The sequence below is a fragment of the Halomonas terrestris genome (assembly GCF_049166755.1).
Lineage (GTDB): Bacteria > Pseudomonadota > Gammaproteobacteria > Pseudomonadales > Halomonadaceae > Halomonas.
The window spans coordinates 225717-250038 of record NZ_JBMHFZ010000003.1 but is presented as its reverse complement, the minus strand read 5'-3'; the positions used below and the strand labels follow the sequence as shown (position 1 = coordinate 250038).

General features: G+C 68.7%; 22 protein-coding genes. 8 read left to right on the top strand and 14 right to left on the bottom strand.

Translation table 11 applies throughout. The annotated features are described in order from the left end of the window. Positions 1 to 8 precede the first annotated feature (8 nt). Positions 9 to 368 carry a hypothetical protein gene (locus tag ACOMD9_RS05255; protein WP_421412556.1) on the top strand — a complete coding sequence of 120 codons (360 nt, stop codon included), beginning with the start codon at positions 9 to 11 and terminating at the stop codon, positions 366 to 368. A gap of 43 nt (positions 369 to 411) precedes the next feature. Here ACOMD9_RS05255 and ACOMD9_RS05250 read toward each other — a convergent pair whose 3' ends face one another. Beyond that, the gene (locus ACOMD9_RS05250; RefSeq protein ID WP_421412554.1) at positions 412 to 1272 is read right to left on the bottom strand and encodes a class I SAM-dependent methyltransferase; all 861 of its coding nucleotides are present in this window, start codon (positions 1270 to 1272) and stop codon (positions 412 to 414) included. 325 nt (positions 1273 to 1597) lie between these two features. Between ACOMD9_RS05250 and ACOMD9_RS05245 the strand changes: the two genes are divergently transcribed. The 5 genes from ACOMD9_RS05245 (at position 1598) to ACOMD9_RS05225 (ending at position 5971) form a co-directional block, all read left to right on the top strand. Further along, positions 1598 to 2584, top strand: coding sequence for a succinylglutamate desuccinylase (locus ACOMD9_RS05245; protein WP_421412671.1), 987 nt, complete (start codon positions 1598 to 1600; stop codon positions 2582 to 2584). Between the two features lie 244 nt (positions 2585 to 2828). Then, positions 2829 to 3599 carry an ABC transporter ATP-binding protein gene (locus ACOMD9_RS05240; protein WP_421412552.1) on the top strand — a complete coding sequence of 257 codons (771 nt, stop codon included), beginning with the start codon at positions 2829 to 2831 and terminating at the stop codon, positions 3597 to 3599. A 40-nt stretch (positions 3600 to 3639) separates the two neighbouring features. Further along, on the top strand, positions 3640 to 4341 hold the full coding sequence (locus tag ACOMD9_RS05235; RefSeq protein ID WP_421412550.1) for an ABC transporter permease: 702 nt from the start codon (positions 3640 to 3642) through the stop codon (positions 4339 to 4341). A gap of 1 nt (position 4342) precedes the next feature. Further along, the gene (locus tag ACOMD9_RS05230; RefSeq protein WP_421412548.1) at positions 4343 to 5068 is read left to right on the top strand and encodes an ABC transporter permease; all 726 of its coding nucleotides are present in this window, start codon (positions 4343 to 4345) and stop codon (positions 5066 to 5068) included. A 135-nt stretch (positions 5069 to 5203) separates the two neighbouring features. After that, positions 5204 to 5971: a transporter substrate-binding domain-containing protein gene (locus ACOMD9_RS05225; RefSeq protein ID WP_421412546.1), complete on the top strand. Its 768-nt coding sequence runs from the start codon at positions 5204 to 5206 to the stop codon at positions 5969 to 5971. Positions 5972 to 6063: 92 nt separating this feature from the next. On the opposite strand, the gene cadR is transcribed toward ACOMD9_RS05225, so the two are convergent. Next, complete coding sequence (gene cadR, locus ACOMD9_RS05220; RefSeq protein WP_421412544.1) at positions 6064 to 6534, bottom strand: Cd(II)/Pb(II)-responsive transcriptional regulator; 471 nt, start codon at positions 6532 to 6534, stop codon at positions 6064 to 6066. 77 nt (positions 6535 to 6611) lie between these two features. Between cadR and ACOMD9_RS05215 the strand changes: the two genes are divergently transcribed. Then, on the top strand, positions 6612 to 8807 hold the full coding sequence (locus ACOMD9_RS05215; RefSeq protein ID WP_421412542.1) for a heavy metal translocating P-type ATPase: 2196 nt from the start codon (positions 6612 to 6614) through the stop codon (positions 8805 to 8807). Position 8808: 1 nt separating this feature from the next. Here ACOMD9_RS05215 and ACOMD9_RS05210 read toward each other — a convergent pair whose 3' ends face one another. From ACOMD9_RS05210 to ACOMD9_RS05170, 9 genes are all read right to left on the bottom strand, one after another. Next, positions 8809 to 9846, bottom strand: coding sequence for a cation:proton antiporter (locus ACOMD9_RS05210; RefSeq protein WP_421412540.1), 1038 nt, complete (start codon positions 9844 to 9846; stop codon positions 8809 to 8811). Next, complete coding sequence (locus tag ACOMD9_RS05205) at positions 9836 to 10564, bottom strand: glutamine amidotransferase-related protein (RefSeq protein ID WP_421412538.1); 729 nt, start codon at positions 10562 to 10564, stop codon at positions 9836 to 9838. The genes ACOMD9_RS05210 and ACOMD9_RS05205 overlap by 11 nt, the downstream gene beginning before the upstream one ends. A gap of 55 nt (positions 10565 to 10619) precedes the next feature. Next, positions 10620 to 11801, bottom strand: a complete 1182-nt coding sequence (locus ACOMD9_RS05200; RefSeq protein ID WP_421412536.1) for an iron-containing alcohol dehydrogenase — start codon at positions 11799 to 11801, stop codon at positions 10620 to 10622. Positions 11802 to 11815: 14 nt separating this feature from the next. Then, positions 11816 to 13201 carry an aldehyde dehydrogenase family protein gene (locus tag ACOMD9_RS05195; protein ID WP_421412534.1) on the bottom strand — a complete coding sequence of 462 codons (1386 nt, stop codon included), beginning with the start codon at positions 13199 to 13201 and terminating at the stop codon, positions 11816 to 11818. A 72-nt stretch (positions 13202 to 13273) separates the two neighbouring features. Beyond that, the gene (locus tag ACOMD9_RS05190; RefSeq protein ID WP_421412533.1) at positions 13274 to 14653 is read right to left on the bottom strand and encodes a glutamine synthetase family protein; all 1380 of its coding nucleotides are present in this window, start codon (positions 14651 to 14653) and stop codon (positions 13274 to 13276) included. 90 nt (positions 14654 to 14743) lie between these two features. Next, complete coding sequence (locus ACOMD9_RS05185) at positions 14744 to 15799, bottom strand: TRAP transporter substrate-binding protein (protein ID WP_421412532.1); 1056 nt, start codon at positions 15797 to 15799, stop codon at positions 14744 to 14746. Between the two features lie 97 nt (positions 15800 to 15896). Then, on the bottom strand, positions 15897 to 17222 hold the full coding sequence (locus tag ACOMD9_RS05180) for a TRAP transporter large permease (protein WP_421412531.1): 1326 nt from the start codon (positions 17220 to 17222) through the stop codon (positions 15897 to 15899). Then, a complete protein-coding gene (locus ACOMD9_RS05175; protein ID WP_421412529.1) occupies positions 17219 to 17731 on the bottom strand; it encodes a TRAP transporter small permease subunit in 513 nt (170 codons plus the stop codon). The genes ACOMD9_RS05180 and ACOMD9_RS05175 overlap by 4 nt, the downstream gene beginning before the upstream one ends. Positions 17732 to 17856: 125 nt before the next feature. Continuing rightward, positions 17857 to 18816 (bottom strand): LysR family transcriptional regulator, encoded by a 960-nt coding sequence (locus ACOMD9_RS05170; protein WP_421412528.1) that lies wholly within the window; start codon positions 18814 to 18816, stop codon positions 17857 to 17859. Positions 18817 to 18920: 104 nt separating this feature from the next. Here ACOMD9_RS05170 and ACOMD9_RS05165 point away from each other — a divergent pair, with 104 nt between their 5' ends. Then, on the top strand, positions 18921 to 19718 hold the full coding sequence (locus tag ACOMD9_RS05165) for a TraX family protein (RefSeq protein WP_421412527.1): 798 nt from the start codon (positions 18921 to 18923) through the stop codon (positions 19716 to 19718). A 1-nt stretch (position 19719) separates the two neighbouring features. On the opposite strand, the gene ACOMD9_RS05160 is transcribed toward ACOMD9_RS05165, so the two are convergent. The 3 genes from ACOMD9_RS05160 to ACOMD9_RS05150 form a co-directional block, all read right to left on the bottom strand. After that, positions 19720 to 22071, bottom strand: a complete 2352-nt coding sequence (locus tag ACOMD9_RS05160; RefSeq protein WP_421412525.1) for a putative bifunctional diguanylate cyclase/phosphodiesterase — start codon at positions 22069 to 22071, stop codon at positions 19720 to 19722. Between the two features lie 89 nt (positions 22072 to 22160). Continuing rightward, complete coding sequence (locus ACOMD9_RS05155) at positions 22161 to 23000, bottom strand: cytochrome b5 domain-containing protein (protein ID WP_421412523.1); 840 nt, start codon at positions 22998 to 23000, stop codon at positions 22161 to 22163. After that, the gene (locus ACOMD9_RS05150) at positions 22997 to 24295 is read right to left on the bottom strand and encodes a ferredoxin reductase family protein (RefSeq protein ID WP_421412521.1); all 1299 of its coding nucleotides are present in this window, start codon (positions 24293 to 24295) and stop codon (positions 22997 to 22999) included. Before ACOMD9_RS05150 ends, ACOMD9_RS05155 begins: the two co-directional genes overlap by 4 nt. Between the last annotated feature and the right edge of the window lie 27 nt (positions 24296 to 24322).

Sequence of the window (24322 nt, the reverse complement as noted above, 5' to 3'; positions counted from 1 at the left end):
AGACGACCATGACCGTATCCGGAGCATTGACCATCCTGATGTATGCCCTGGCGCCCTTCCTGGGGCTGATCCTGGGCGCCCTGGCGGTGCTGATCGGCGTTCAGCTGATCGCCCGCCTGCGCGGCTACCGCGCCCTCCAGTACCGTTGCCTGGGGGCCAACCTGGCCGCCCTGGCCGTGGGCCTCTCGGGGCTGTGGTGGATCCCCCTGTTCACCCACTCGCGGCTCTCCTACGTGGCCACCGTCTTCGACTGGGCGGCCATGATCGGTGCCGTCATCGGCCTGGCGATCGCCGCCTGGCTGGTGCTGCATCCGCTCAGCTACCTGGTGCGCAGGCCCCGCTACGTCAGCATGCAGGACAGCCGCTGATCCGAGCCGTGGCGGGATCTCCCGCCGCGGCACTTCCTGCGCGTCATTCCAGGCGCCAGGCGCCTTCCAGGATGCGCACCTTCCCGGCGGCCAGGTTGTCACGCAGGTTGCGACCCATCGTCGGGAACACCTTGCCGAAGATCAGCGCCGGACCGGGCAGTGACACGCCGGCGACCTCCTCGCCCGCCTCCCGGCGGGCATGCTTCTGCCGCCAGGCCAGCGCGGCGTCGGTCACGTCGCGCACCACCAGGGGCGAGAAACCCGCGCCTGCCAGGCTGGCCTCCAGCGCCTCGCGGCACTGGAGGTGGCTGGTCGCGGCCGTTCGCGCCCAGGGCACCGGCAGCACCAGCGGCGCCGGGTTGTCCCCGGCCACCACCTCGTGCAGCAGCACCCGTCCGCCGGGCACCAGCAGGCGCCGCCACTCCGCCAGCACACCGGGCACATCCGGCATGTTCATCAGCGCATGCTGGCACCAGACGATGTCGACACTGGCATCGGGCAGCGGGGTCAGCGCCGCATCGGCACACAGGAAGCGGGTGTGGTCGGCCTGGCCGGTGGCGGCGCTCAGCCAGTCGGCCAGCTCGACGAAGGCCGGGGTGATGTCCACCCCGATGACCTCGCAGCCATACTCCGCCGCCAGCAGACGGCTGGCACCGCCGGTACCACAGCCCACGTCCAGCACCCGCTCGCCCGGGCGCAGCACGCCCAGGTCCGCCAGCGAGCGGCTGGCACGGCGACCACCCAGGTGCAGCTGGTCGATGCCGGCCACCTCGTCCAGCGAGAGAGCGTCCGGATCGCAGCCGGCGGCCAGGAAGGCGGCGCAGACACGCTGCACCAGGCTTTCCCCGTCACCGGCGGCGTGGGCATCATAGTGGTCCTGGAGGTGGCGGGCATGGTCGATCATGGCGGCGTCCTGGCATCCGGCAGGCGGACAGTCTAGCGCAGCGTCACGCCCTTCCCCATCCTGCAAAGGTCACGCCCCGCCCTCGCGGCCTGCACGATGGACGCACCGCTCGCGGTGGAGCCGGGCGAGGCCCGTGCCGACCGGCAACGAGCCGGAATTTCAATATCGCACCCGGGCTTACACCAGGCCGACCCCGGGGCTTGTGGCACGAGCGGCCACTCGGGATGGTGTCGCCAGACCGAACAGGATCAACACGGGTACTCCATGCACGACATACGATCATCCCATGGCGGCCATCTCGCTGGCCCGACCCGGCGAGGGCGCCATGCTGAATGAATGGATCGCAAACAGCCTCGAAGGCGCCCCGGCAGCCGACGGGGGCCGGGTGTCCGGCGGGAGGTTCACCCTCCGCGGCCCGGGCCTGCTCGAGCTGATCCCGGATCGCCGGGGCGATGCTGCCCACGCCTGCATCCTCTCGGTGGGCATCCACGGCAACGAGACCGCCCCCATCGAGCTGCTCGGCGACAGCCTGGCCCGACTCGAGGCCGGACTGAGCCGGCTGGGCGCCCCGGTGCTGGTGATCCTGGGCAACCTGGAGGCGATCCGCCGGGGCGAGCGCTTCGTCGGCACCAACCTCAACCGGCTCTTCCAGCGCGACCTGGCCGAGACCGGCATGGAGCCGGACCGCGCCCGGGAGCTGATGGCCGCCGTGGACGACTTCCACGTCCGTCACGACGACCTGCCTCTCCTGCACTATGACCTTCACACGGCGATCCGCGACAGCCGCTACCCGCGCTTCGTGGTCAGCCCCTTCGCCGGGACGGCGGTGACCCCCGAGCAGTGGCGCTGGCTCGCCGCCGCCGGCATCCAGGCGGTACTCCACCAGCATCGCCACAGCTGGACCTTCTCCCACTACTCGAAGCATTATCATGGCGCCCAGGCCTTCACCGTCGAGCTCGGACGCGCCCTCCCCTTCGGCCACAATGACCTGGCGGCCCTGGCGCCGCTGGGGCGCCTGCTCGATGCGCTGATCGCCGGGAAGGAGCCGGTCGCCGGCGACCCCGGGCAGATGGCCTACTTCAGGGTGGAGCATGAACTGATGCGCGAGGCCGAGGCGTTTCGGCTCTGTTTTCCCGACGACACGCCCAACTTCACCGAGTTCGCTCCCGGGACCCTGCTGGCCGAGGACGCCCGCGCCGGCGCTACCCGGGTCGGCGAGACGCCGATACGGGTGGTCTTCCCCAATGCCGCTGTCGAGCTGGGGGCACGGGCGGCACTGCTCGTCAGCCCCGCACCGGCACCGGAAACCTGATCGCCACGCACAGGATCCTGCGGACAATCCGCCTGGACATAGATGAAATTATCGAAAAACTACAACAACCCGGAGATAACATCATGACGAAGACTCGCCACTTTTTCTACCAAAGTCGAATACCTCTCCATCGACGCCTCGCTGTCGAAATCCCGACGGGCTGCTAGAATCGCCCCCTTTTCGCGCCACTTGTCCGTGCCGGCGCGTCGCCCGTGGCGACCTTACCTGACCTGGAGCCCGTTCCATGGCCGATACCCCGATCCCGCTGGAAGTGCGCAACATCAAGAAGCGCTTCGGCGACACCGAAGTCCTCAAGGGCCTCTCCCTGAAGGCCCGAAAGGGTGACGTCATCACCCTGATCGGAGCCTCCGGCTCCGGCAAGAGTACCTTCCTGCGCTGCATGAACCTGCTCGAGCAGCCCGACGAGGGCGACCTGATCGTCCACGGCGAGGAGATCCGCTTCAAGCAGACCCGTCACGGCCGCGAGCCGGCCGACTGGAAGCAGGTGGTACGCATGCGCGCCAGGCTCTCCATGGTGTTCCAGAGCTTCAATCTCTGGGCCCACATGACCCTGCTCGAGAACGTCATCGAGGCCCCGGTCCATGTGCTCGGCAAGTCGAAGCGGGAGGCCGTCGCGCACGCCCGCTCCCTCCTCGAGCGCGTCGGCCTTTCCGAGCGCGCCGACGCCTACCCGGCGCAGATGTCCGGCGGCCAGCAGCAGCGCGGCGCCATCGCCCGGGCGCTGGCCATGGACCCGGAAGTGATGCTGTTCGACGAGCCCACCTCCGCCCTGGACCCGGAGCTGGTCGGCGACGTGCTCAAGGTGATGCGCGACCTGGCCGCCGAGGGGCGCACCATGGTGGTGGTGACCCACGAGATGGGCTTCGCCCGGGATGTCTCCAGCCAGGTGATCTACCTGCACCAGGGGGTGGTGGAGGAAGCCGGCCCGCCCGATGAGGTGCTGGGCAACCCGCAGTCGCCGCGCCTCAGGCAGTTCCTGGCGCCCAAATACTGAGGCGTCGTGTACCGACGCTCACGCACGGAAGGGAACGGAGATGCTCGATCTTCACGGCTACGGCCCGCGGCTGCTCGAGGGCGCCGGGGTCACCATCCAGCTGGCGGTGCTCTCGCTGGCCCTGGCCATCGTGCTGGGGCTGCTCACCGCCAGCGCCAAGATGTCGCGCAGCTGGCTGCTGCACCGGATCGCCACCCTCTACACCACGCTGATCCGCGGGGTGCCGGACCTGGTGCTGATGATGCTGCTGTTCTTCGGCGGCCAGATGGGGCTCAACGCGATCACCGACATGCTCTACGACCGCTTCGGGGTGGACTGGTACCTCGACCTCAACGCCTTCGTCGCGGGCGTGCTCACCATCGGCTTCATCTTCGGCGCCTACATGGGCGAGACCTTCCGCGGCGCCTTCATGGCCGTGGACCACGGCCAGATCGAGGCCGCCAAGGCCTACGGCATGAGCCCCTGGCTGGTGTTCCGGCGCATCCGCTTCCCGCTGATGATGCGCCACGCCCTGCCGGGACTCTCCAACAACTGGATGGTGCTGCTCAAGACCACCGCCCTGGTCTCGGTGATCGGCCTCTCCGACATGGTGCGCGTGGCCGCGGAAGCCTCGCGCGCCACCCACGAACCCTTCACCTTCCTGATCCCCGTGGCACTCATCTACCTGCTGATCGCCAGCCTCTCGGAGTGGATCTTCCTGCGGCTCCAGATGCGCTACAACGTCGGCTTCGGGGAGCACTGACATGGACATGATCAACCAATGGCTTGCCGCCCTGCTGGAAGGCAACGTGATCTTCACGCCGCAGACCCTGGGCTACTACTGGGAGGGGCTGGTCACCACCAGCCAGCTGGTCTTCCTGTCACTCGTGATCGGCCTGGTGATGGCCGTGCCGCTGGCCATCGGGCGCAGCTCGCGCCACCGCTGGATCAGCCTGCCGATCTATGCCTACACCTACGTGTTTCGCGGCACGCCGCTGCTCGTGCAGCTCTACATCATCTACTACGGCGTGGTGTTCGTGGAGGGCATCCAGGAGACCTTCCTGTGGCCGATGCTCCGCGAGGCCTTCTACCCGGCGCTGATCGCCTTCACCCTCAACACCGCCGCCTACACCACCGAGATCTTCCGCGGCGCCATCAAGGCCACGCCGCGCGGCGAGATCGAGGCAGCGCGCGCCTACGGCATGTCGCAGGCGCTGATGATGCGCCGCATCATCCTGCCCAGCGCCTTCCGCCGCGCGCTGCCGGCCTACGGCAACGAGGTGATCTTCATGCTGCACGCCAGCGCGATTGCCAGCGTGGTCACCCTGATGGACCTCACCGGGGCGGCGCGCTTCGTCTATGCGCGCTACTACGCCCCCTTCGAGGCCTTCATCTTCGTGGCGCTGATCTATCTCTGCCTGACGTTCGCCATCCTCTACTTCTTCCGCTACCTGGAGAAGAAGCTGCTGGCGCACCTGAAACCGGCCTGACGACAAGGCGTCAAACGAGCGTTGGCCAGCGCATCGCCGCCCCCGTTCCCCACCGGCGACGACTGAGCTAGAGTCGACGATGATGTCCACAAGACACCCTTGAACAGTGACTTGGAAACAACAAGGAAACGACCCATGAAGAAACTGCTGACCGTATCGATCCTCGGCGTGGCCCTGGCCGCCGGCACGGCCCAGGCCCGCGAGTACGACCACGTGCGCTTCGGCGTCGACGTCCCCTACGAGCCCATGGAGTACCGCACCCCGGAAGGCGAGCTCACCGGCTTCGACATCGAGCTGGGCAACGCCCTGTGCGAGGAGATCGGCGTGACCTGCGAGTGGATCGAGCAGGAGTGGGACGGCATCATCCCCGGCCTGCTGTCGCGCAAGTACGACGCCATCATGTCGTCGATGACCATCAACGAGGAACGCCGCCAGACCGTCCTCTTCTCCGACCCCTACATCACGCCGCCCTCCGCCTGGTTCGCCCCGGCCGACCTCGATATCGACGAGCCCACCCCGGAGGCCCTCGAGGGCCTGACCATCGGCGTGCAGCGCGGCACCCTGCAGGACAACTACGCCACCGACCTCTACCGCGACGTGGCCGAGGTCAACCGTTACTCCACCGCCGATGACATGGTGCTGGACATGGAAGCCCAGCGCCTGGATATCGTCTTCCTCGACTTCCCGGTGGGCAAGTCGACCCTGATCGATAGCGACGAGCGTGACTACAAGGTGGTCGGCGAGACGATCACCGAGCCCAAGGAGTACTTCGGCGAAGGCTTCGGCATCGCCTTCCGCCCGCGCGACGAGGCCCTCGCCGAGCGCTTCAACGAGGCGCTCGCCACGCTGCGCGAGGACGGTACCTACGACGAGATCCACGCCAAGTACTTTGGCGAGGAGTAGCCAAGTCGAAGAGGAGTCCGTCCTCTTCGCCGCTCGTTGAAGCCCCCTCTGAACCACTACCGCCCCCGGCCATCGCCGGGGGCGCTTTGGTGTCAGCGCGTCCCACCGCCATGGTGCGGCCCCGGCACATGGCTGGTGGCCTCGGCCGGCATGGCCAAGGCCTCCTCGCCCAGCGGCTGCGACAGCTCCTGGAGGATGCCGCAGTGGGCCGAGTCGGCCGCACCCTGGCAGCGCGAGCGCAGCATGACCAGGGCGTCACGCAGCGCCTCGAGCTGGGCGATGCGCGCCTCGACGTGGGCCAGGTGATCGTCGATCAGGCCGTTGACCGCATCGCACGGCTGGCGCGGATGGTCGTGGTAATCGAGCAGCGTGCGGATCTCGGTGAGCGTCATGTCCAGCGCGCGGCAGTGGCGAATGAAGCGCAGCCGCTGGGCGTGGGGCTCGCCGTAGAGCCGGTAGTTGGCCGCGCTGCGTGCCGGCTCGGGCAGCAGCCCCTCGCGCTCGTAGTAGCGGATGGTCTCCACCGCGCAGCCGGTGGCCGCGGCAAGCTCACCGATTCTCATCGGACCTCCTCGGGACTTGACCCTGTAGCCACTACAGGGTGTGTCATCAGCATAGACGATGACACGGAGCCTCATCCATGACCGAAAGAACCTGCGGATCGAACTGCCACGCGACCACCCTCGCCCCGGAACGGCCCAGCGCTCCGCCACGGGACGCCCGCGCCCTGCGCCTGCGCATCGAGGCCATGGACTGCCCCACCGAGGAGGCGCTGCTGCGCCGCGCCCTGGAGGGCACCCCCGGCGTCGAGGCGCTGGAGTTCGACCTCGTGGGACGCGTGCTGACGGTCCACCACCGCGATGCCGACGAGGAGCAGGTGCGCCAGCGCATCGCCGCCACCGGCATGACCGCGGAAACCCTCGACCCGGCCCGGCGCAGCGAGGCGCCCACCACCCGCGAGAACTGGTGGAAGCTCGGCGTCGCCGCGGTGATCGCGCTGGTCGCGGAGGTGAGCGACTGGATCGAGCTGGGCACGCCCTGGCTGCCCGCCGTGCTTGCCCTGGCGGCCATCGCCATGGTCGGCCTGCCCACCTGGCGGAAGGGCTTCATCGCCCTGCGCCATCGCACCCTCAACATCAACGCCCTGATGAGCGTGGCGGTGACCGGTGCCCTGCTGATCGGCCAGTGGGCCGAGGCCGCCATGGTGATCGTGCTGTTCACCCTGGCCGAGCGCATCGAGGCCCGCTCCCTGGGCCGGGCACGGAATGCCATCCGCGAACTGCTCGACCTGGCCCCGGAGACCGCCGGCGTGCTCCAGGAGGATGGCCGCGTCGTCGTGCAGGCGGCCGGCGAGGTCGCCCCGGGCAGCCTGCTGCGGGTGCGCCCCGGCGAGCGGCTGGCGCTGGACGCCGAGGTGGTCGAGGGCCACCCGACCCTCGACGAGTCGCCGATCACCGGCGAGAGCCTGCCGGTGGACAAGGGGCCCGGCGACAGCGTGTTCGCCGGCAGCGTCAACCAGGGCCGCGAGTTCACCTGCCGCTCCACCCGCCCGGCCTCCGACACCACCCTGGCGCGCATCATCCACGCCGTGGAGGCGGCCCAGGGGCAGCGTGCCCCGACCCAGCGCTTCATCGATCGCTTCGCGGCCATCTATACTCCGGTGGTCTTCGCCATCGCCGTGCTGGTGGGCCTCGCCTGGCCCTGGCTGTTCGGGGTCGGCTGGCTCGAGGGCATCTACCGCGCCCTGGTGCTGCTGGTCATCGCCTGCCCCTGCGCGCTGGTGATCTCCACCCCGGTGACCATCGTCAGCGGGCTCTCCGCCGCCGCCCGGGCCGGCATCCTGGTCAAGGGCGGCACCTTCCTCGAACAGGGCCACCGCCTGCGTACCCTGGCCTTCGACAAGACCGGCACCCTCACCCGGGGCGAGCCGACACAGGGCCACTGGCAGTCCCTCGACGAGACGCTGGACGACGCCGAGCGCCGCTCGCTGCGCGCCCTGGCCGCCGGGCTGGCGACACGCTCCGGCCACCCGGTCTCCGCGGCGCTGGCCCGGGCGGCCGAGGCGGAGGGCATCGTCCCGCTGGAGGTCGCGGCGATGGACGAGCGTCCCGGCCGCGGCGTCACCGCCACCCGGGAGGGGCACCGGGCCTGGCTAGGCAACCAGCGCCTGGCCGAGGAATTCGGTGCCGTCACCCCGGCCCTGAGATCTCGGCTCGAGGCGTCCCGGGGGCGCGGCGAGACCCTGGTGATCCTCGGCGAGGAGGACCGCGCCCTGGCCCTGTTCGCCGTGGCCGACCCGCTGCGCGAGGAGAGCCGCGAGGCCATCGAGGCGCTGCACCGGCGGGGCATCCGCACCCTGGTGCTCAGCGGCGACCATCCGGACAGCGTCGCCGCGGTGGCGCGTCTGGCCGGCATCGACGAGGCCCACGGTGCCCTGCTGCCGGAGGAGAAGCTGGCGATCATCGAGGCTCGCGTCGCCGAGGGCCCCACCGGCATGGTGGGAGACGGCATCAACGACGCCCCGGCCCTGGCGCGTGCGGATATCGGCTTCGCCATGGGCGCCCTGGGCAGCGACGCCGCCATCGAGACCGCCGACGTGGCGCTGATGGACGACGACCCGCGCCGGCTGGTGACCTTCCTGGACCTCTCCCGCGCCACGCGTTCGGTGCTGGTGCAGAACATCGCGCTGGCCCTGGGCATCAAGGCGGTGTTCATGGTCCTGGCCTTCACCGGCCATGCCACCCTGTGGATGGCGGTCTTCGCCGACATGGGCGCCAGCCTGATGGTGGTGGCCAACGGCCTGCGGCTGCTGCACACCAGGCCGGCACGCCACTGATTCAGCGCAGCACGCGCCGTACCAGCAGTGGCCCCACCATCTCGAATACCAGGGTGGAGGCCACCACCGCCGAGAGCAGCACGGCCCCATGCGCCGGGTAGCGCTCCGCCACCAGCAGGGCCATGCCCATGGCGACCCCGGCCTGGGGCGTCAGCGCCAGGCCGATGTCCCGCGGCAGCACCGACTGGCGCTGGCGGGCCAGGCGCACCCCCAGCAGGCCGCCCAGGTAGCGCCCCGCCAGGCGCAGCACGATATAGGCGAGGGTCAGCCACAGCGCCTCGTCGAGATGGCGCAGGTCGACGCTGGCCCCGGAGAGCACGAAGAAGAACACCAGGAAGGGCCACTCGATATGCTCGATCTCGTTGAACGAGCGGGTGTGATGGGTGGAGAGGTTGGCCACCAGGGCACCACCCAGCTCCCATCCGGACTGCACCAGCGCCAGGCCGCCATCAGCGGAGAGCAGCCAGCCGAGCAGCGCCATGGCCAACCCGAAGACGAGGATTCCCCAGGCATCGTCGATGGCCACGATGCCCATCAGCAGTCGGGCACGGAAGCGCGTGTCACCACTCTCGCGTACCGTCTCCCTGACCGCCGCCGGGTCGGTGGCCACCGAGATGGCGGCCAGGCTCACCGCCACCACCAGCGGGAAGCCGAGCAGCAGCAGGCCGGCACCGACAAGCAGCACCCCCGTGGCGATGACCGCCAGCGACACGATCACGATGAGGGAACCGGTACTGCGCAACCGCTCCAGGGTCAGCTCTCCCCCCAGCAGGAAGGCCACCATCACCAGTGCCACCCGGATCAGCGGCTCGCCCAGGCCATCCAGTGGCCGGCCACCGGATTCCCCCAGGCCCCACTGCTGGACGACCGCCACCCCGACGCCCACCAGGACCAGCAGCGAGATGCGCGGCAGGCGGGTACGGCTGGCCACGACATCGGCGAAGATGCTCGAGCTCAGGATGATACCCAGCAGGATCAGGTTGGCCGTATCGGTGCCGAGCTCGACCATGGGCCACTGCCAGGACGTGTCAGCCGTCATCTCCACCACCCTCCATGGCACGCTTCATGAAGTTCAGGATCCAGCGCACCATCAGGGTATCGTCCACCGGGGCCGAGAGCGATGCCTTGCCCTCCCGCACCCGGTTGTCGCCGACCAGATCGCGACGCAGCCCCATCAGGTCGCGGGAGTAGGCCTTGCTGAACTCGGGGTGGCCCTGCACACCGAGGAAGTGCTCGCCCATCTGCATCAGGTAGAAGGGGCAGAAGTCGCTGCCCGCCAGCACCCGGGCCCCGGGCGGCAGACGCTCCACCTGGTCCTGGTGGCTCACCACCAGGTCGAGCCCCGCCTGCCACGGCGTCATCCAGTCGGCCTGTTCGAGGACCCGGTTGAACGACAGGCCCACGCCCCACCCCCTGGCGCTCTTCGCCACCTCGCCCCCCAGGGCCCTGGCCATCAGCTGATGGCCGAAGCAGATGCCCACCAGCGGCTTGCCCGCCACCCACAGCCTGCGCACGAAGGCCTCCAGGGCGTCGACCCAGGCCAGCCCGTCGTTGACGCCGAACTTCGAGCCGGTGGTCAGCCAGGCATCCACGGCATCGACGTCATCGGGAATCTCGCCGTCGAGGCAGCGCCAGACCCGGAACTCGAGGCCGGGATCGACCCGATGGAAGAGCCGCTCGAACATCTCCGGATAGTTGCCGTGGGTACCGCGCAGTTCCGGCGCCACGTCATCGCACTGCAGAAGCCCTATGCGCATCGGCGAATCTCCTTGTCCTCGTGCCGCCCGCGACCACCGCCGCTGGATGCCACCCCTACAGCCGCCCTTCCACCGCGGCGACGAAGATCGCCCGGTAGCCCTCGGCATCGAAGTCGACGGGATTGCTGCCCGATGACGGGTCGGCCACCGCCATCCGCCCCACCCTGTCGGCCTGCCGGGTGTCGATGTCCAGCGCCGCCAGCGTGTGGGGAATGCCCAGCCGTTCACGCAGCTCCAGCACCCAGTCGATCACCGCCGCGGAGCCGGGCTGGGGGAGGTCGAGGTAGCGCGACAGCCTGACCATGGGCTCGCCGATGGCACGCTCGTTGGCGCGCAGTACATAGGGCATCAGGATGGCGTTCAGGGTGCCGTGGTGGGCATCGAAGAGCGCTCCGAGGGGATGGGCCAGGGCGTGCATGGCCCCCAGCCCGCGCTGGAAGGCAGTCGCTCCCATGCTCGAGGCCACCAGCATGTTCATCCGTGCCTCGAGGTCACTGCCGTCCCGGAAGGCCCGTGGCAGGTAGTCGCGCACCCGCCGCATGCCCTCGACGGCGATCCCCTCGGCCATGGGGTGGTAGAGCGGCGAGCACCAGGCCTCCAGGCAGTGGGAGAGCGCATCCATGCCGGTGGCGGCGGTGACCGCGGGGGGCAGCCCCGTGGTGAGCTCGGGATCCAGGATCACCCGGGTCGGCACCATGCCCGGATGGAAGATGATCCGCTTGACGTGTGCGGCCTCGTCGGTGATCACCGAGGCGCGCCCCACCTCCGAACCGGTTCCGGCGGTGGTGGGCACCGCCACACAGGGGGCGATGGCGGTCGCCTCCGCGTTCCTCCAGTTGTCACCGACATCCTCCAGCGCCCATAGCGACAGCCCCTCGCGCTGGCGCGCCATCAATGCCACCGCCTTGGCGGCATCGAGCCCCGAGCCGCCGCCGAAGGCGATCACCCCGTCATGGCCGCCGTCGTTGAAGGCCGCCACGCCGTCCATGACGTTCTTGCCGGTGGGGTTGCCCTTGATGTCGCTGAACACCGCGATGGCCAGCCCCTCGGCACTCGCCTGGTCGACGATGTCACGCACCATCGGCAGGCCGGCGAGGCCCGGGTCGGTGACCAGCAGGGGGGCGCGCATGCCCTGTTCCCGGCACAGGCCGGGCAGTTCACGGATACGCCCGGGGCCGGTGAGGATGGGGGCCGGATAGTTCCAGCTCATGGTGTAGCGGTCGGGATCGAAGCTCATGGTGACCTCCGCCGTCAGGCGTGCTTGAGGTGGAAGGACTTGGGCCGGGTCAGGGTCTCGTAGCCGAGGCGGGAGAGCGTGCAGCCGCGGCCCGACTGCTTGATGCCGGTCCATGCCAGTTCGGGGTCCAGGTAGTCGCAGCGATTGGTGAACACCGTGCCAGCCTCGAGGCGCCGGGCGATGGCCTCGCCGGCGGCGATATCCCGGGTGAAGACCGCCGCGGTGAGGCCGAAGGCACTGTCGTTCATCAGCGCCACGGCCTCGTCGTCATCGGCCACCGGCATGACACCCACCACCGGGCCGAAGCTCTCCTCGGTCATGACGCGCATGGAGTGATCGACCCCGGTCAGCAGCTGGGGCGCCAGGTAGGCACTGCCCGGCGTGGAGAGGGGGTAGTCACCGGGATCGACCCAGGCCCTCGCCCCGGCCGCCACCGCCTCCTCCACCTGGCCACGCACGAAGTCCGCCGCCGCCGGACGCACCAGCGGCCCCAGGGTGGTGGCGGGGTCGGTGGGATTGCCCAGCCTCAGCTGGCGCACCCAGGCCACGGCCCGCTCGATGAAGGCATCGAAGATCGACTCGTGGACATAGAGTCGCTCGATACCGCAGCAGCTCTGTCCCGAATTGAAGAAGGCGCCGTCCAGCACCCCCTCCACCGCCGTGTCGAGATCGACGTCGGCGCGGACATAGGCGGGATCCTTGCCGCCGAGTTCCAGGCCGGTGGCGATGAAGCGTCCGGCGGCGTTGCGTTCCACCATCGCCCCGCCCGCCACCGAGCCGGTGAAGGCGACATGATTCACCCGGTGGTCACGGATCAGGGCCTCGGTGGCCTCGTGGGAGAGATGCAGGTGCTGGAACACGCCCGCCGGCAACCCGGCCTCGTCGAAGGCCTGCTGCAGCCGTTCGGCACACAGTGGCGTCTGGGCCGAGTGCTTGAGGATCACGCAGTTGCCGGCCATGATCGCCGGCACCAGTGCGTTCACCGCGGTCATGTAGGGAAAGTTCCAGGGTGCGATGACGAACGACACGCCGAGGGGCTCTCGGGTGATGTAGCGCGTGAACCCGGGTTTCTCGCCGAGGCGAAGGGGCGCCAGCGCCTCCTCGGCGATACGGATCATGGCCCGCGCCCGCTCCTCGAACCCGCCGATCTCGCCGCCGGCCGCGGCGATCGGCCGGCCCATCTGCCAGGTGAGCTCTTCGGCCAGGGCATCGCGACGGGCAACGAAGGCATCCACCATGCGTGAACAGTAGCGGGCCCGCTCGATGATCGGCACTTCGCGCCAGGCGCGCTGTGTCGTGACCGCCCGGGCCAGCGCCGCCTCGACCCCGGCGGCATCGGCCTGCTCCCGCTCCACGTAGACCGAGCCGTCCACCGGAGTGATCGTTCGTTGTATGGCCATGCTCCCCTCCTCGGACAAATGGCAGGTCAATCGGTGTCAGCACTCGCGGCCGATCCGGCGACAGGTCGGCGCTCAGATGATTTCGAAATAGCGATCCAACTCCCAATCCGTGATATGGCGACGAAACTGGCGCTCCTCCCACTCGCGGGTGGCGGCGAAATGCTCGACGAAGTCGTCGCCGAACAGCTCGCGGGCCGCCCGGGAGCCACGCAGTCGCTGCGCCGCCTCCCACAGGGTCCTCGGAAGCGACTGGTGGGACGGGTGCGACTGGTCGTAGGCATTGCCGGTGATCGGCTCATCGGGCTCCAGGCGATGCTCGATGCCGTACAGCCCCGAGCCGATGGCCGCAGCCATGGCCAGGTAGGGGTTGGCATCGGCGCTGCCCAGCCGGTACTCGACGCGTTGCGACGTGGCGCTCCCGGGAATGACGCGCAGCGCCGTGGTGCGATTCTCCACCCCCCAGGTGGCATCGGTGGGTGCCCAGAAACCGGGGATCAACCGGGTGTAACTGTTGACGGTCGGTGCCAGCATCGCCAGCAGCTCGGGCATCAGCTGCTGCTGGCCGGCCACGAAGTGACGCTGCAGATCGCTCATGCAGTGGCCCGCCGCGGCATCGAAGAAGGCCGACTCGCCGCTCTCGGCATGGGTCAACGACAGGTGGATATGACCGCTCTGGCCGGGGTAGTCCGGTGACCACTTGGCCATGAAGGTGGCCATCAGGCCCCGGCGCTGGGCCCAGACCTTGGTGAAGGTCTTGAACAGGGCCCCCTTGTCGGCGGCGGCCAGTGCCTCGTCCACGGCGATGGCGACCTCCAGCACCCCGGGGCCGGTCTCGGTGTGCAGCCCCTCGATGGGGAAGTCCATGGCCTCGGCCAGCGCCAGCAGCTCGTGGTAGAGCTCGGCATGCACCGAGCTGCGCAGCATCGAGTAGCCCATCATGTCGGGGGTGAAGGGCTTGAGGTTGCGAAACCCCTTCTCGCGTATCGAGTCCGGGGTCTCGTCGAAGAGGAAGAACTCGTACTCCAGGGCGCCGTGGGCCCTGAAGCCCATCCCGGCCGCCCGCTGGAGTATCCGGCGCAGCACCCCCCGCGGGCAGATCGCCTCGGCGGCGCCCTCGAACTCGGCCAGGAACAGCAGCATGTCGCCCTCGGCGGGCACCTCGCGGCAGCTCTCCGGCACGATGCGCAGCGGGGCATCGGGGTAGCCGGTGTGCCAGCCGGTGTAGTGCACGTTGTCGTAGAGCTCGTCCTTGCTGTCCCAGCCCAGCACCACGTCACAGAACTGGAACCCCTTCTCCAGCGAGGCGAAGAACTTCTCGCGCCTCATGTACTTGCCGAGCATCACGCCGTCGATGTCGTACATGCCGACCTTCACATGACTCAGCCCGCGCTGCTCAACGATGCGTCGGGCGTCCTCGACACTCTCGATCTCTCTTGCCTGCAGTCGGCTCATGGCCCCTCTCCCTCCGGCCTGCTCGTCGTTTCCCGCCGCCCTGCCGGCGGCACCCGCGGGGCGGGGTGTTGCCCCGCCCCGTCACCCGGCTCAGCCGTAGCGATAGGGAGGGCCGGCCTGCTGCATGGTCTGGCGATAGTCCTTGAGGATCTGCACCAGCTTGGCGCTGCGCTCGCTCTCCGCGGCGACCTCGTCCCAGAACGCCAGCGCCTCGTCCTCGAGGGTCTGCCACTCCTCCTCGGGTATCGAGGTCAGCTCCAGCTTGCCCCCGGTGGTGCGATAGTGGGCCTCGCCCCACCAGTACCAGTGCTGGCGATAGTAGTGGGAACTGTCCATGCACAGCCTGAACAGCGTCTTGAGATGCTCGGGCAGCTCTTCCCAGCGCTCGGTGTTGGCGAAGTAGGACCCCGACCAGGCGCCGGAGATGTTGTTGGTCAGGTAGTAGTTGCTGACGTCGGCCCAGCCCACGGTGTAGGCCTCGGTGATGCCGGCCCAGGCGATGCCGTCGAGCTCGCGGGTCTGCATGGCCACCTCGATGTCCTCCCAGGGCAGGGTCACCGGCACCACGCCGAAACGGCTGAGGAAGCGCCCCGCGGTGGGGAAGGTGAAGACACGCTTGCCTTCGAGATCGGCGATGCTGCGGATCGGTTCGCGGGTCACGAAGTTGCAGGGGTCCCAGGAGCCCGAGCCCAGCCAGGTGACGCCGTCGATCTCGCCGTAGGCCTCCTCCCAGATCTCCTTGAGGCCGTAGTGGTGGAACAGTGCCGGCACGTCGAGGCTGTAGCGCGAAGCGAAGGGAAAGTAACCGCCGAACACCGAGACATCCACCGGCGCATTGATGGAGTCGTCGTCACTCTGCACGGCATCGATGGTGCCACGCTGCATCGCCCGGAACAGCTCCCCGGTGGGGACCAGCTGGTCGGCATAGTAGAGCTCGATCTCCATCTCCCCGTTGGCCGCCCTGTTGAAGGCCTCGATGGAGGGCTTGATGACGTGCTCGGCCAGGGCCGGCCCGGCATAGGTCTGCAGCCGCCAGCGGATGGGGCTGGACTGGGCATGCACATAGGGAGCGCCGACGGTGGCGGCCCCGACCGTGGCGGCAGTCGCCACCCCGGCCTTCCTGAGAAAATCGCGACGGTTGGTCATGGTCTCTTCTCCTGCGGTTGTGCTTGTTGTTCGGCAAGAAACGGGCGTTTCGGGTCGAGTGCTTCACCTCCTTGAGGCGGTCGGGCGCCTCGTTCGCTCAGTAGCCGCGATACAGCTCCGGCAACCAGAGTGCCAGCTGCGGGAAGGCGGTGATCAGTGCCAGCCCCACCAGCATGATCCCCACGAAGGGCCAGACGCTGCGGTAGATATCACCCAGCGATATCTCGGGCGGTGCCATGGCGCGCATGAGGAAGAGGTTGTAGCCGAACGGCGGGGTCATGTAGGCGATCTGCACGGTGATGGTGTAGAGCACCCCGTACCAGATCGGATCGAAGCCCAGGCTGATCACCAGCGGCACGTAGAGCGGCGCCACGATCACCAGCATGGCGGTGTCGTCGAGGAACATGCCGAGCAGGATGTAGGAGAGCTGCATCATCACCAGTATCTGCCAGGGGCTCATGCCGATACGGTCGAGGAAGATGCTCTCGATGGCACGTACCGCCCCCAGGCCGTCGAACACCGCCCCGAAGCAGAGGGCGGCAAGAATGATCCACATGAACATGCAACTGATGCCCAGCGTCTTGCGCAGGGTGTTCTCCATCACCGTCCAGTTCAGGCGACGCTTGGCCAGCGCCGCCAGCGTCGCCGCCAGCGCACCCACCGCCGAGCTCTCCACCAGGCTGGTCACCCCCATCAGGAAGAGCCCGGTCATGGAAAAGAAGATCAGCAGCGGCAGGATGCCGGCGCGCAGCAGCCTGAGCTTCTCGCCCAGGCCGAGCTGCTGGCGTTCCTCGGCAGGCAGCGCCGGGCCCAGGTGGGGTTGCAGCCGGCAGCGGATGACGATGTAGACGACGAACAGGGCCGCCAGGATCAGCCCGGGGATGGCCCCCGCAAGCCACAGCTGGCTGACCGGCTGGCGGGCGATCATGCCGTAGAGCACCAGCACGACGCTGGGTGGCACCAGGATCCCCAGCGAGCTGCCCGCCTGGATCACCCCGGTGACCATGATCTTGTCGTAGCCGCGGCGCAGCAGTTCCGGCAGGGCGATGGTGGCACCGATGGCCATGCCCGCCACGCTCAACCCGTTCATCGCCGAGACGACCACCATCAGGCCGATGGTCCCCACGGCCAGGCCACCTTTCAGCGACCCCATCCAGACGTGGAACATCTCGTAGAGCTCGCCGGCGATGCCCGACTCCGAGAGCATGTAACCCATGAAGATGAACAGCGGCAGGGTCAGCAGCGGATACCAGTTCATCAGCTGGATCGCCGCGTTGAAGGGCATCTCCACGCCGCCCTGTCCCCACAGCAGCAGGGCCGAGGCCGCCCCGACGAAGCCGATGACGCCGAACACCCGCTGCCCGGTGAGCAGCAGCAGCATCATGCTCGAGAACATCAGCAGGGCGATGGTCTGGTGGGTCATTCCAGCTCCTCCCCCAGTGCCCTGGCCACATCCTTGAAGAAGGTCGAGAGGCTCTGCAGCAGCATCATCAGGATGCCGATCGTCATGATGATCTTGATCGGCGCCAGCGGCGGCGACCAGGAGGTGTAGCTGGTCTCGCCATACTGGATCGCATAGCTGGTGCTGGAGATCCCGCCGGCCAGCAGGGCCCCGAGGAAGACGAACAGCAGCACCACGGTCACGGCATCGACGATGGCACGGGTACGATCCGACCAGCGCGAATAGAAGAGGTCCATGCGCACGTGGGCGCTCATCTGCATGGAGTAGGCGCCACCCAGCAGGTAGTAGGACGCCATCAGGAACTGGGAGACCTCGATGCCCCAGATCAGCGGACGATTGAACAGGGTGCGCGACACGGAGGCAAACAGCAGCAGGCCGATCATCACGAAGATCAGCAGCATGACCACCCGCCCCACCCGGCGGTTGAAGACATCCACCCAGAATACGTAGCGCGTTATGGCTCTCGGCATCGTCTGCGGTTCCCGGCACAGGTAACGAAAGGTGACTGGAGTCTGGACAGCGCCGGGAGGAATCCGCAAGGAGCATCGGTATCGGTGACGGCATGACTATCGATGAAATCGATAGTCATGCCGGCTCAGTCACCGAGATGGATCTGCTCGGCCAGCCATGGCAGGGCGTCGGTGATCTCCGCCAGGAAGTGTCGCCGCAGCAATTGACGGCTGTCTCCGGCCAGCCGGGCGGGCAGGCCGCCGAGCTCATCGCGCCGGGCCACCAGGGTCAGTTGCCGGCTCAGCGGTTCGGTGGGCAAGCGTGCCACCCTCACGCCCAGGCTGGAGAGGCCCGCCTGGTAGAGGCAGAGCGGGGTGGTGATGGTCCAGCCCACCCCGGCACCGACCAGGCGCAGCAGGGCGAAGGTGTTGTCGAGATGCAGCCGTGCCGGCAGCTCCAGCCGGTTGAGGCGCAGGTGACGCTCGATGCTCTGGCCGATCAGCGACTGGGGGGTATAGCGCACGAAGTCGAGCTGCCGCGCCAGCCAGCGAAGGTTGTCGAGGGGGCCGACGAAGCCCTCGGGCACCACCATCACGAAGGGCTCGCCCAGTACCGGATGACGCTCCAGGCCGTCGTAGTTCTCCAGCCGGTCATCGGAAATGATGATATCCACATGGCGCGTCAGCAGCGCATGGCCGTGCATGTGGGAGAGCCCGGTGGTCAGGGTGTAGTCGCCGGTGTGGCGCTTGATCACCTCGACCAGCGGCTTGCCCACGGCGGTGGCGAGCGAGTCCACCAGCGCCATCCGCACCTGGTGGAGCCGGCCCAGCCCCCCCGATATCAGCTCGCGCCGGGTGGCCCGCGCCTCCTCGAGCATCCGCCTGGCCCGGTCGTGGAACAGCCGGCCGGCACTGGTGGGTTCCAGCGGCCGGCTGTGGCGCTTGAACAGGGCGACCCCCAGGGCATGCTCCAGGTTGGCCAGGCACTGGGAGACCGAGGACTGCTTGAGTCCGAGCCGCCTCGCGGCGGCACTCTGACTGCCCTGCTCGAGCGTCTCGACGAAGATCTCCATGCTGCGCAGATCGAAACCGAAGCCGCTTCGCATCACCCTCCTCCCACGCGCCCGGACCGACGGCGGGGAACTCGATTCCCTGCCGTCCGGTCCATAGTCTCCATTGCCAACACCGTCATCACCACATGGAGGTCACGATGACTGTCCAGGCCGTTGCCGCCCCTGCCGGCCGCCCCTCCTCCACCTGGACCGGCTGGGGACAGTGGCTGGCACTCGCCACCATGACCATCGACCACCTGACCCGCTACGTGGTCCCCGCAGGCTGGGAGCTCGACTGGGCCGGTTCATCGATCGGGCGCATCGCCTTCCCGCTGTTCGCCGCCATGGTCGCCTGGCACGGGCACTTCAACACCCGCAACCCCCTGCGCTACGCCCGGCGCATCCTGGTGATCGGCCTGATCGCCCAGCTGCCCTACATGCTCATGCCCCGGGCCTCGGATGCCTTCGTCCTCAACGTCTGCTTCACCCTGGCCGCAGGCCTGGCCTGGGGCGCCTGGCTGCGTGACCTGCTCACCCGTCACCGCCGGGGCGAGCTGGGGGCCCACTGGCTCCTGCTCGCGACCCTCGCCTCGCTGGTCCTCTGGCAGCTGCTCGGCGACTGGGTCGAATACGGCCACCGCGGCCTGCTGCTGATCCCGCTGTTCATGCTGGCCGTGCACGCCCTTCACCAGGCCGGCGACACCGTCTCCGGACGCCTGGCGGCAGCGGCCCTGGCGGCACCGGTACTGGTGGTGGCCGGGCTGATGAACAGCTCCGACATGGCCAAGTCGTTCACCGTGGCCACCTGCCTGGTGGTGCTCTGGCTCGCCGCCGGGGCCCACTGCCTGGCGCCCCGGGTGCCGGCTGCCATGCCACGCCGGCTATGGCTCACCTGGTACCCGGGACACTTCACGCTGATCGCGCTGTGGCTCTGGGCGAGTGGCGCCATGGGCTGACTCAGCCGGTCGGCGAGAGGTCCCCCCGCTCGGCCAGCAGCTGCTCCAGTGCCGACGCGGGCATCGGGCGATGGAAGAGGAAGCCCTGGAAACAGCGGCAGCCCCGTTCCGCCAGGAAGCCGAGCTGGGCGGCGTTCTCCACCCCCTCGGCCACCACCGTCAGTTTCAGGTGACGGGCCATGGCCAGTACCGTCTCGACGATGGCGGCATCGTTGGCATCGGTCTCGATGTCGCTGACGAAGCTGCGGTCGATCTTGAGCTCGTCCAGCGGCAACCGCTTCAGGTAGCCGAGCGACGAGAAGCCGGTGCCGAAGTCGTCCAGCGAGATACGCGTGCCCAGCGCCTTGAGGGCATGCATGCGCTCGGCGGCGGCATCGAGGCCGTCGATCATGATGCTCTCGGTGAGCTCCACGGTCATCCGCCCCGGGTCGACCCGGTGGGCATCGAGCAGTCGCGTCAGGGTCTCGACGAACTCCGGCTGGGAGAAGTGTCGGACGCTGATGTTCACCGAGAGCCGTGGCAGCTGCTCCACCGGCTGCCGGGCCAGCAGGGCACAGCAGGCGTCGAGCATCCAGGTCTCCAGTTCGATGATCAGGTCGCTCTCCTCGGCGATGCCGATGAACACCTCCGGCGAGACGACACCCCTGACGGGATGGGTCCAGCGCATCAGCGCCTCGACCCCGACCAGGAAGCCCCCCGCGTCCAGCTGGGGCTGGAAGTACAGCTCGAGCTCGCCCGCCACCAGGGCACCGCGCAGCGACTGCTCCATCTCCAGCCGCCAGGCCACCCGTGCCTGCATGGACGGCTCGAAGCGGCAGACCCGCGCCCGTCCCCGGGCCTTGGCCTGGTACATGGCGGTGTCGGCGTGACGCAGCACGTCGCCCACCTCCTCCTCGGCGTAGGGAAAGAGCGTGTAGCCGATGCTGGGGGTGATGCTGATCCGCCGTCCCATCAGGTCGAAGGGGCGACGCAGCGCGGCCAGCAGGTCGGCGGCGCGCGCCTCGGCCCGCCCCCGCAGAGTGGGCTCATCCCCGCCATCGAGCCGAGGCACCAGCACCACGAACTCGTCGCCGCTGAGCCGTGCCGCCATGTCGTCCTTCTCCAGGCACGCCTCGAGCCTGGCAGCCACCTGTCGCAGCAGCTCGTCGCCCACCGCATGCCCCAGGGAGTCATTGATCATCTTGAAGCGGTCGAGATCGAGGAAGAGCACCAGCCCCTGCCCGTGGGAATCGCGCCGGTCGGCGATGACCGTCTCCAGTGACTCGATCAGCTGGCGCCGATTGGGCAGCTCGGTGAGAGGATCGAAGTAGGCCTGCCGGTGGATGGTCGCCTCGGCCTGCTTGCGTTCGGTGAAGTCCTCGATGATCGCCACGCCACCGGTCACCTCGCCGTCTGCCCCGCGCAGGGCGTTGTAGAAGGCACGCAGCGGCGTGGTCTTGCCGCTCATCACCGCACGGTACTCGCCCTCGAAGGTTCCCGAGCCGTTCTCCAGGGCATCACTCACCGCGCGCACGACACGCGGGTCCTCCACCTGCTCCAGCAGGTTGAGCCCCAGCAGGCGGGAGCGGCGGATGCCGAGGATCGCCAGGCAGCGGGCATTGCAGTCGAGCACCCGGCCATGGCGGTCGAAGTGCATCACCCCCAGCGGGGTATGGCGGAAGATGGTGCGATAGCGGCTCTCGCTCTCGCGCAGCTGTGACTCCCGGGAGCTCATGGCCAGGCGCAGGTCGATGTTGTCGGTAATGAAACGATTCAGGCGATTGCTGATCACCATCACCAGGACCAGGAACAGCACCACCATGAGCCCCAGCAACCAGGCGAGGGGGGTCCCCTGCAGCAGGAACTGCACCAGCAGCGGCAGCAGGGCCGGCAGCACGAAGGCCGGGGCCACCCACCAGACCGCCGAGAGGGTGGTGACGCCACCGGCGGTGATGCCGGCCAGCACGATGGTCAGTGCGGCCAGCTGCCCGTGGTGCTCCATGGTGAACATCACCAGGCCGGCGCCTCCCCACACGGCGCCGGCCACCACGGTCCCCAGGACGAAACGCCACAGCCAGCGCCGCTGGCGGCGCCGCCAGTCCGGCAGCCCCTGGAACTGCCGGGCCAGCCAGAGGCGCACCCCGGATACCACCAGCACGGCCCCCAGCCAGCCCAGCAGCAGGTCGACCGGCATCACCGGCCACATGGCCGCCACCAGCAGCACGGCAGCCAGCACACTGGCGACAATCGGCTGCCAGAGGCGCTCGTAGAGCATGTGGACCTGCTCACCGACCCGCAGGTGGGCACGCTCGCCAGCCGAGGCAGCGGCGCGGTGTTCGCCGCTCATGTCGGCAGGCCTGGATGGGTTGGGCATGCGGGAATTCCCTGCCGTGATTATCGTTGTGGGTCCATCATCATTACCGCATATTGCTTGCCTTGGCGAGTCATCCCGCCCGACACGGGTCAGGGCCAGGCGTAGACACCTCGATTCAGGGCATCGCGGATCGCCGAGATCACCTTGGCCCCGCGCAGGGTGGCACCGGTGAAGCCGTCGACATCGTCCACCACCCGCTCGGGCTCATGGAGGGCAAAGATGGCGCTCACCGGCTGGCCTTCCAGGCGTTCGAGAATCTGCCGGTACTGCACCAGTACCGGATAGAGGTCGTCGCCCTCCTCCAGGACCTGGTAGTCCTGGTTCCGGTAGGCCAGATGGCGGTATTCCAGGCGGGTGAAGTGGCCGTCGCGCAGATCGAAGGTGATGTTCACCTGGATCACCCCGCGATCGATGAAGACGCCACGATAGTGGCCATCCAGGGGCAGGCCCAGCAGCGCCCGGTGCAGGCGTTCGTCCGCGGCGGGCGACAGCGGCTCCGCATCGGCGGTGGCCGGCGCCTCCCCGGCCGAGGCCACGGCCGCCTCGGTAGCGAACTCATCGCCGTCGGCATCGACCAGCGTGCCGATCAGGTAGGGTGCCAGCCGCGCCTCGGCCCCGGGGCTGTGGGGCACGCCGGGGCGCTTGTTCTCCCAGGCCTCGGTGGCCTCGCGGCCGCACCAGGCGAGGATCACCGCCTCGGGAGTGGGATGGTCGGGAACATAGTCGGTGATGTCGTAGACCTTCCCGTGAATGGCCTTCCAGCAGTGCTCGGCCGTGTCGTGCTCGGCCAGCTCGTCCAGGGTGATCCGGCGCTCGCCGTCCGCCACGTCACGGGCCTCGTCGGACGAGAGCGCATTGATCGACAGCAGTGTCAGCAGGCTGGCGAGGAAGGCGACGAAGGCCGAGTAGGCAACCTTGTGAATAGTCATAGGAAATCGAAGACCTCGCTGTGGATGCGTGCACGTGGCACCCCCTGGTCGGCCAGCAGCCGTCGCAGATGGGCATTCATGGCGGGAGGACCACAGACGTAGATCTCCCGCTCGGTGAAGTCGGGGCAGTGCTCGCGCAGGAAGGCCTCGGTCAACCGGCCCTGGTCACGGGAGTAGTGCTGCGTGAAGGTGAACCCCTCGACCCGCTCGGCGATCTCGTCGAGTTCATCCCGGTAGTAGGCGCGATCCGGGCGATTGGCGAGATAGAACAGGTGGACGCGCCCCTCGGCCTGCCCGCGCTCGACGATGTCGCGGGCGCCGCTGACGAAGGGGGTGATGCCGATGCCGCCGCCGATCCACAGCTGGTCTCGCTCGGGGAAGCGCCGGCCATAGAACTCGCCGTAGGGGCCCTCGATCAGGACCCGGGAGCCGGGCGTCACCGCCTGCAGGGCATGGCTGGCATCGCCCAGGTCCTTGATGCCGATGCGCAGGAAGTCATCGTCGGGCCCCGAGGCGATGGTATAGGGGTGCTCCTCGCCCCGGCCGGCGGTCAGGGTCTCGTCCAGGGGCGAGAGGTAGACGAACTGGCCTGCCTCGTGGGCGAGCGCCCTGCCCTCGGGCCTCAGCACCAGTTCCACCACCCCCCGGGCCAGGGTCTCCACCGCCTCGACACGGTAGGGGTACCGCGCCACCCGGGGCGACACCAGCTTGCGCCAGACGATGGCACCGAGCCCGGCGATACCCAGCAGCCACCAGAGAGCCGTCTCCCCGGCCAGCAGCAGGCCGTGCCAGAGCCCCAGCAGCAGCGCTACCGCCGACACCAGGTGCAGGCGCTTCCAGCGCTGGTAGTGGGGCTGGCCGAAGAAGTCGAAGGTGGGCGCCAGGAACACCACCAGTGCCGCCCAGGCCAGCCAGCCGAGCCAGACCGCCCCGTGGGAAAGCGGTGGAAAGAGGGTCGCCACCGCGGCATCCAGGGAGGCCGGCACCGCCGCCAGCCCCAGCGCCAGGGCATGCGCCATCACCAGGATGAAGGCCAGGAAGCCCAGCCAGTGGTGGAGCCGCCAGAGCCGGGCCAGGCCACCGAACCAGCGATCCGTGCCCGGCAGGCGGATGCTCACCGCCGCCGCCAGCAACATCATGGCCAGCCCCAGGATCCCCGTGGTACGCCCGATCCAGCCCAGCCAGACACCTGCCCCCGCACCGCCCGGCCAGCCCAGTCGCGGCAGCGCCACCAGCAGCGGCAGCAGCAAGGCCACCACCAGGGCGATATCGCCAGGCTTCAGGTCACGTCGCATCTATTTCCCCCTTCCCTGCCCGCGTCT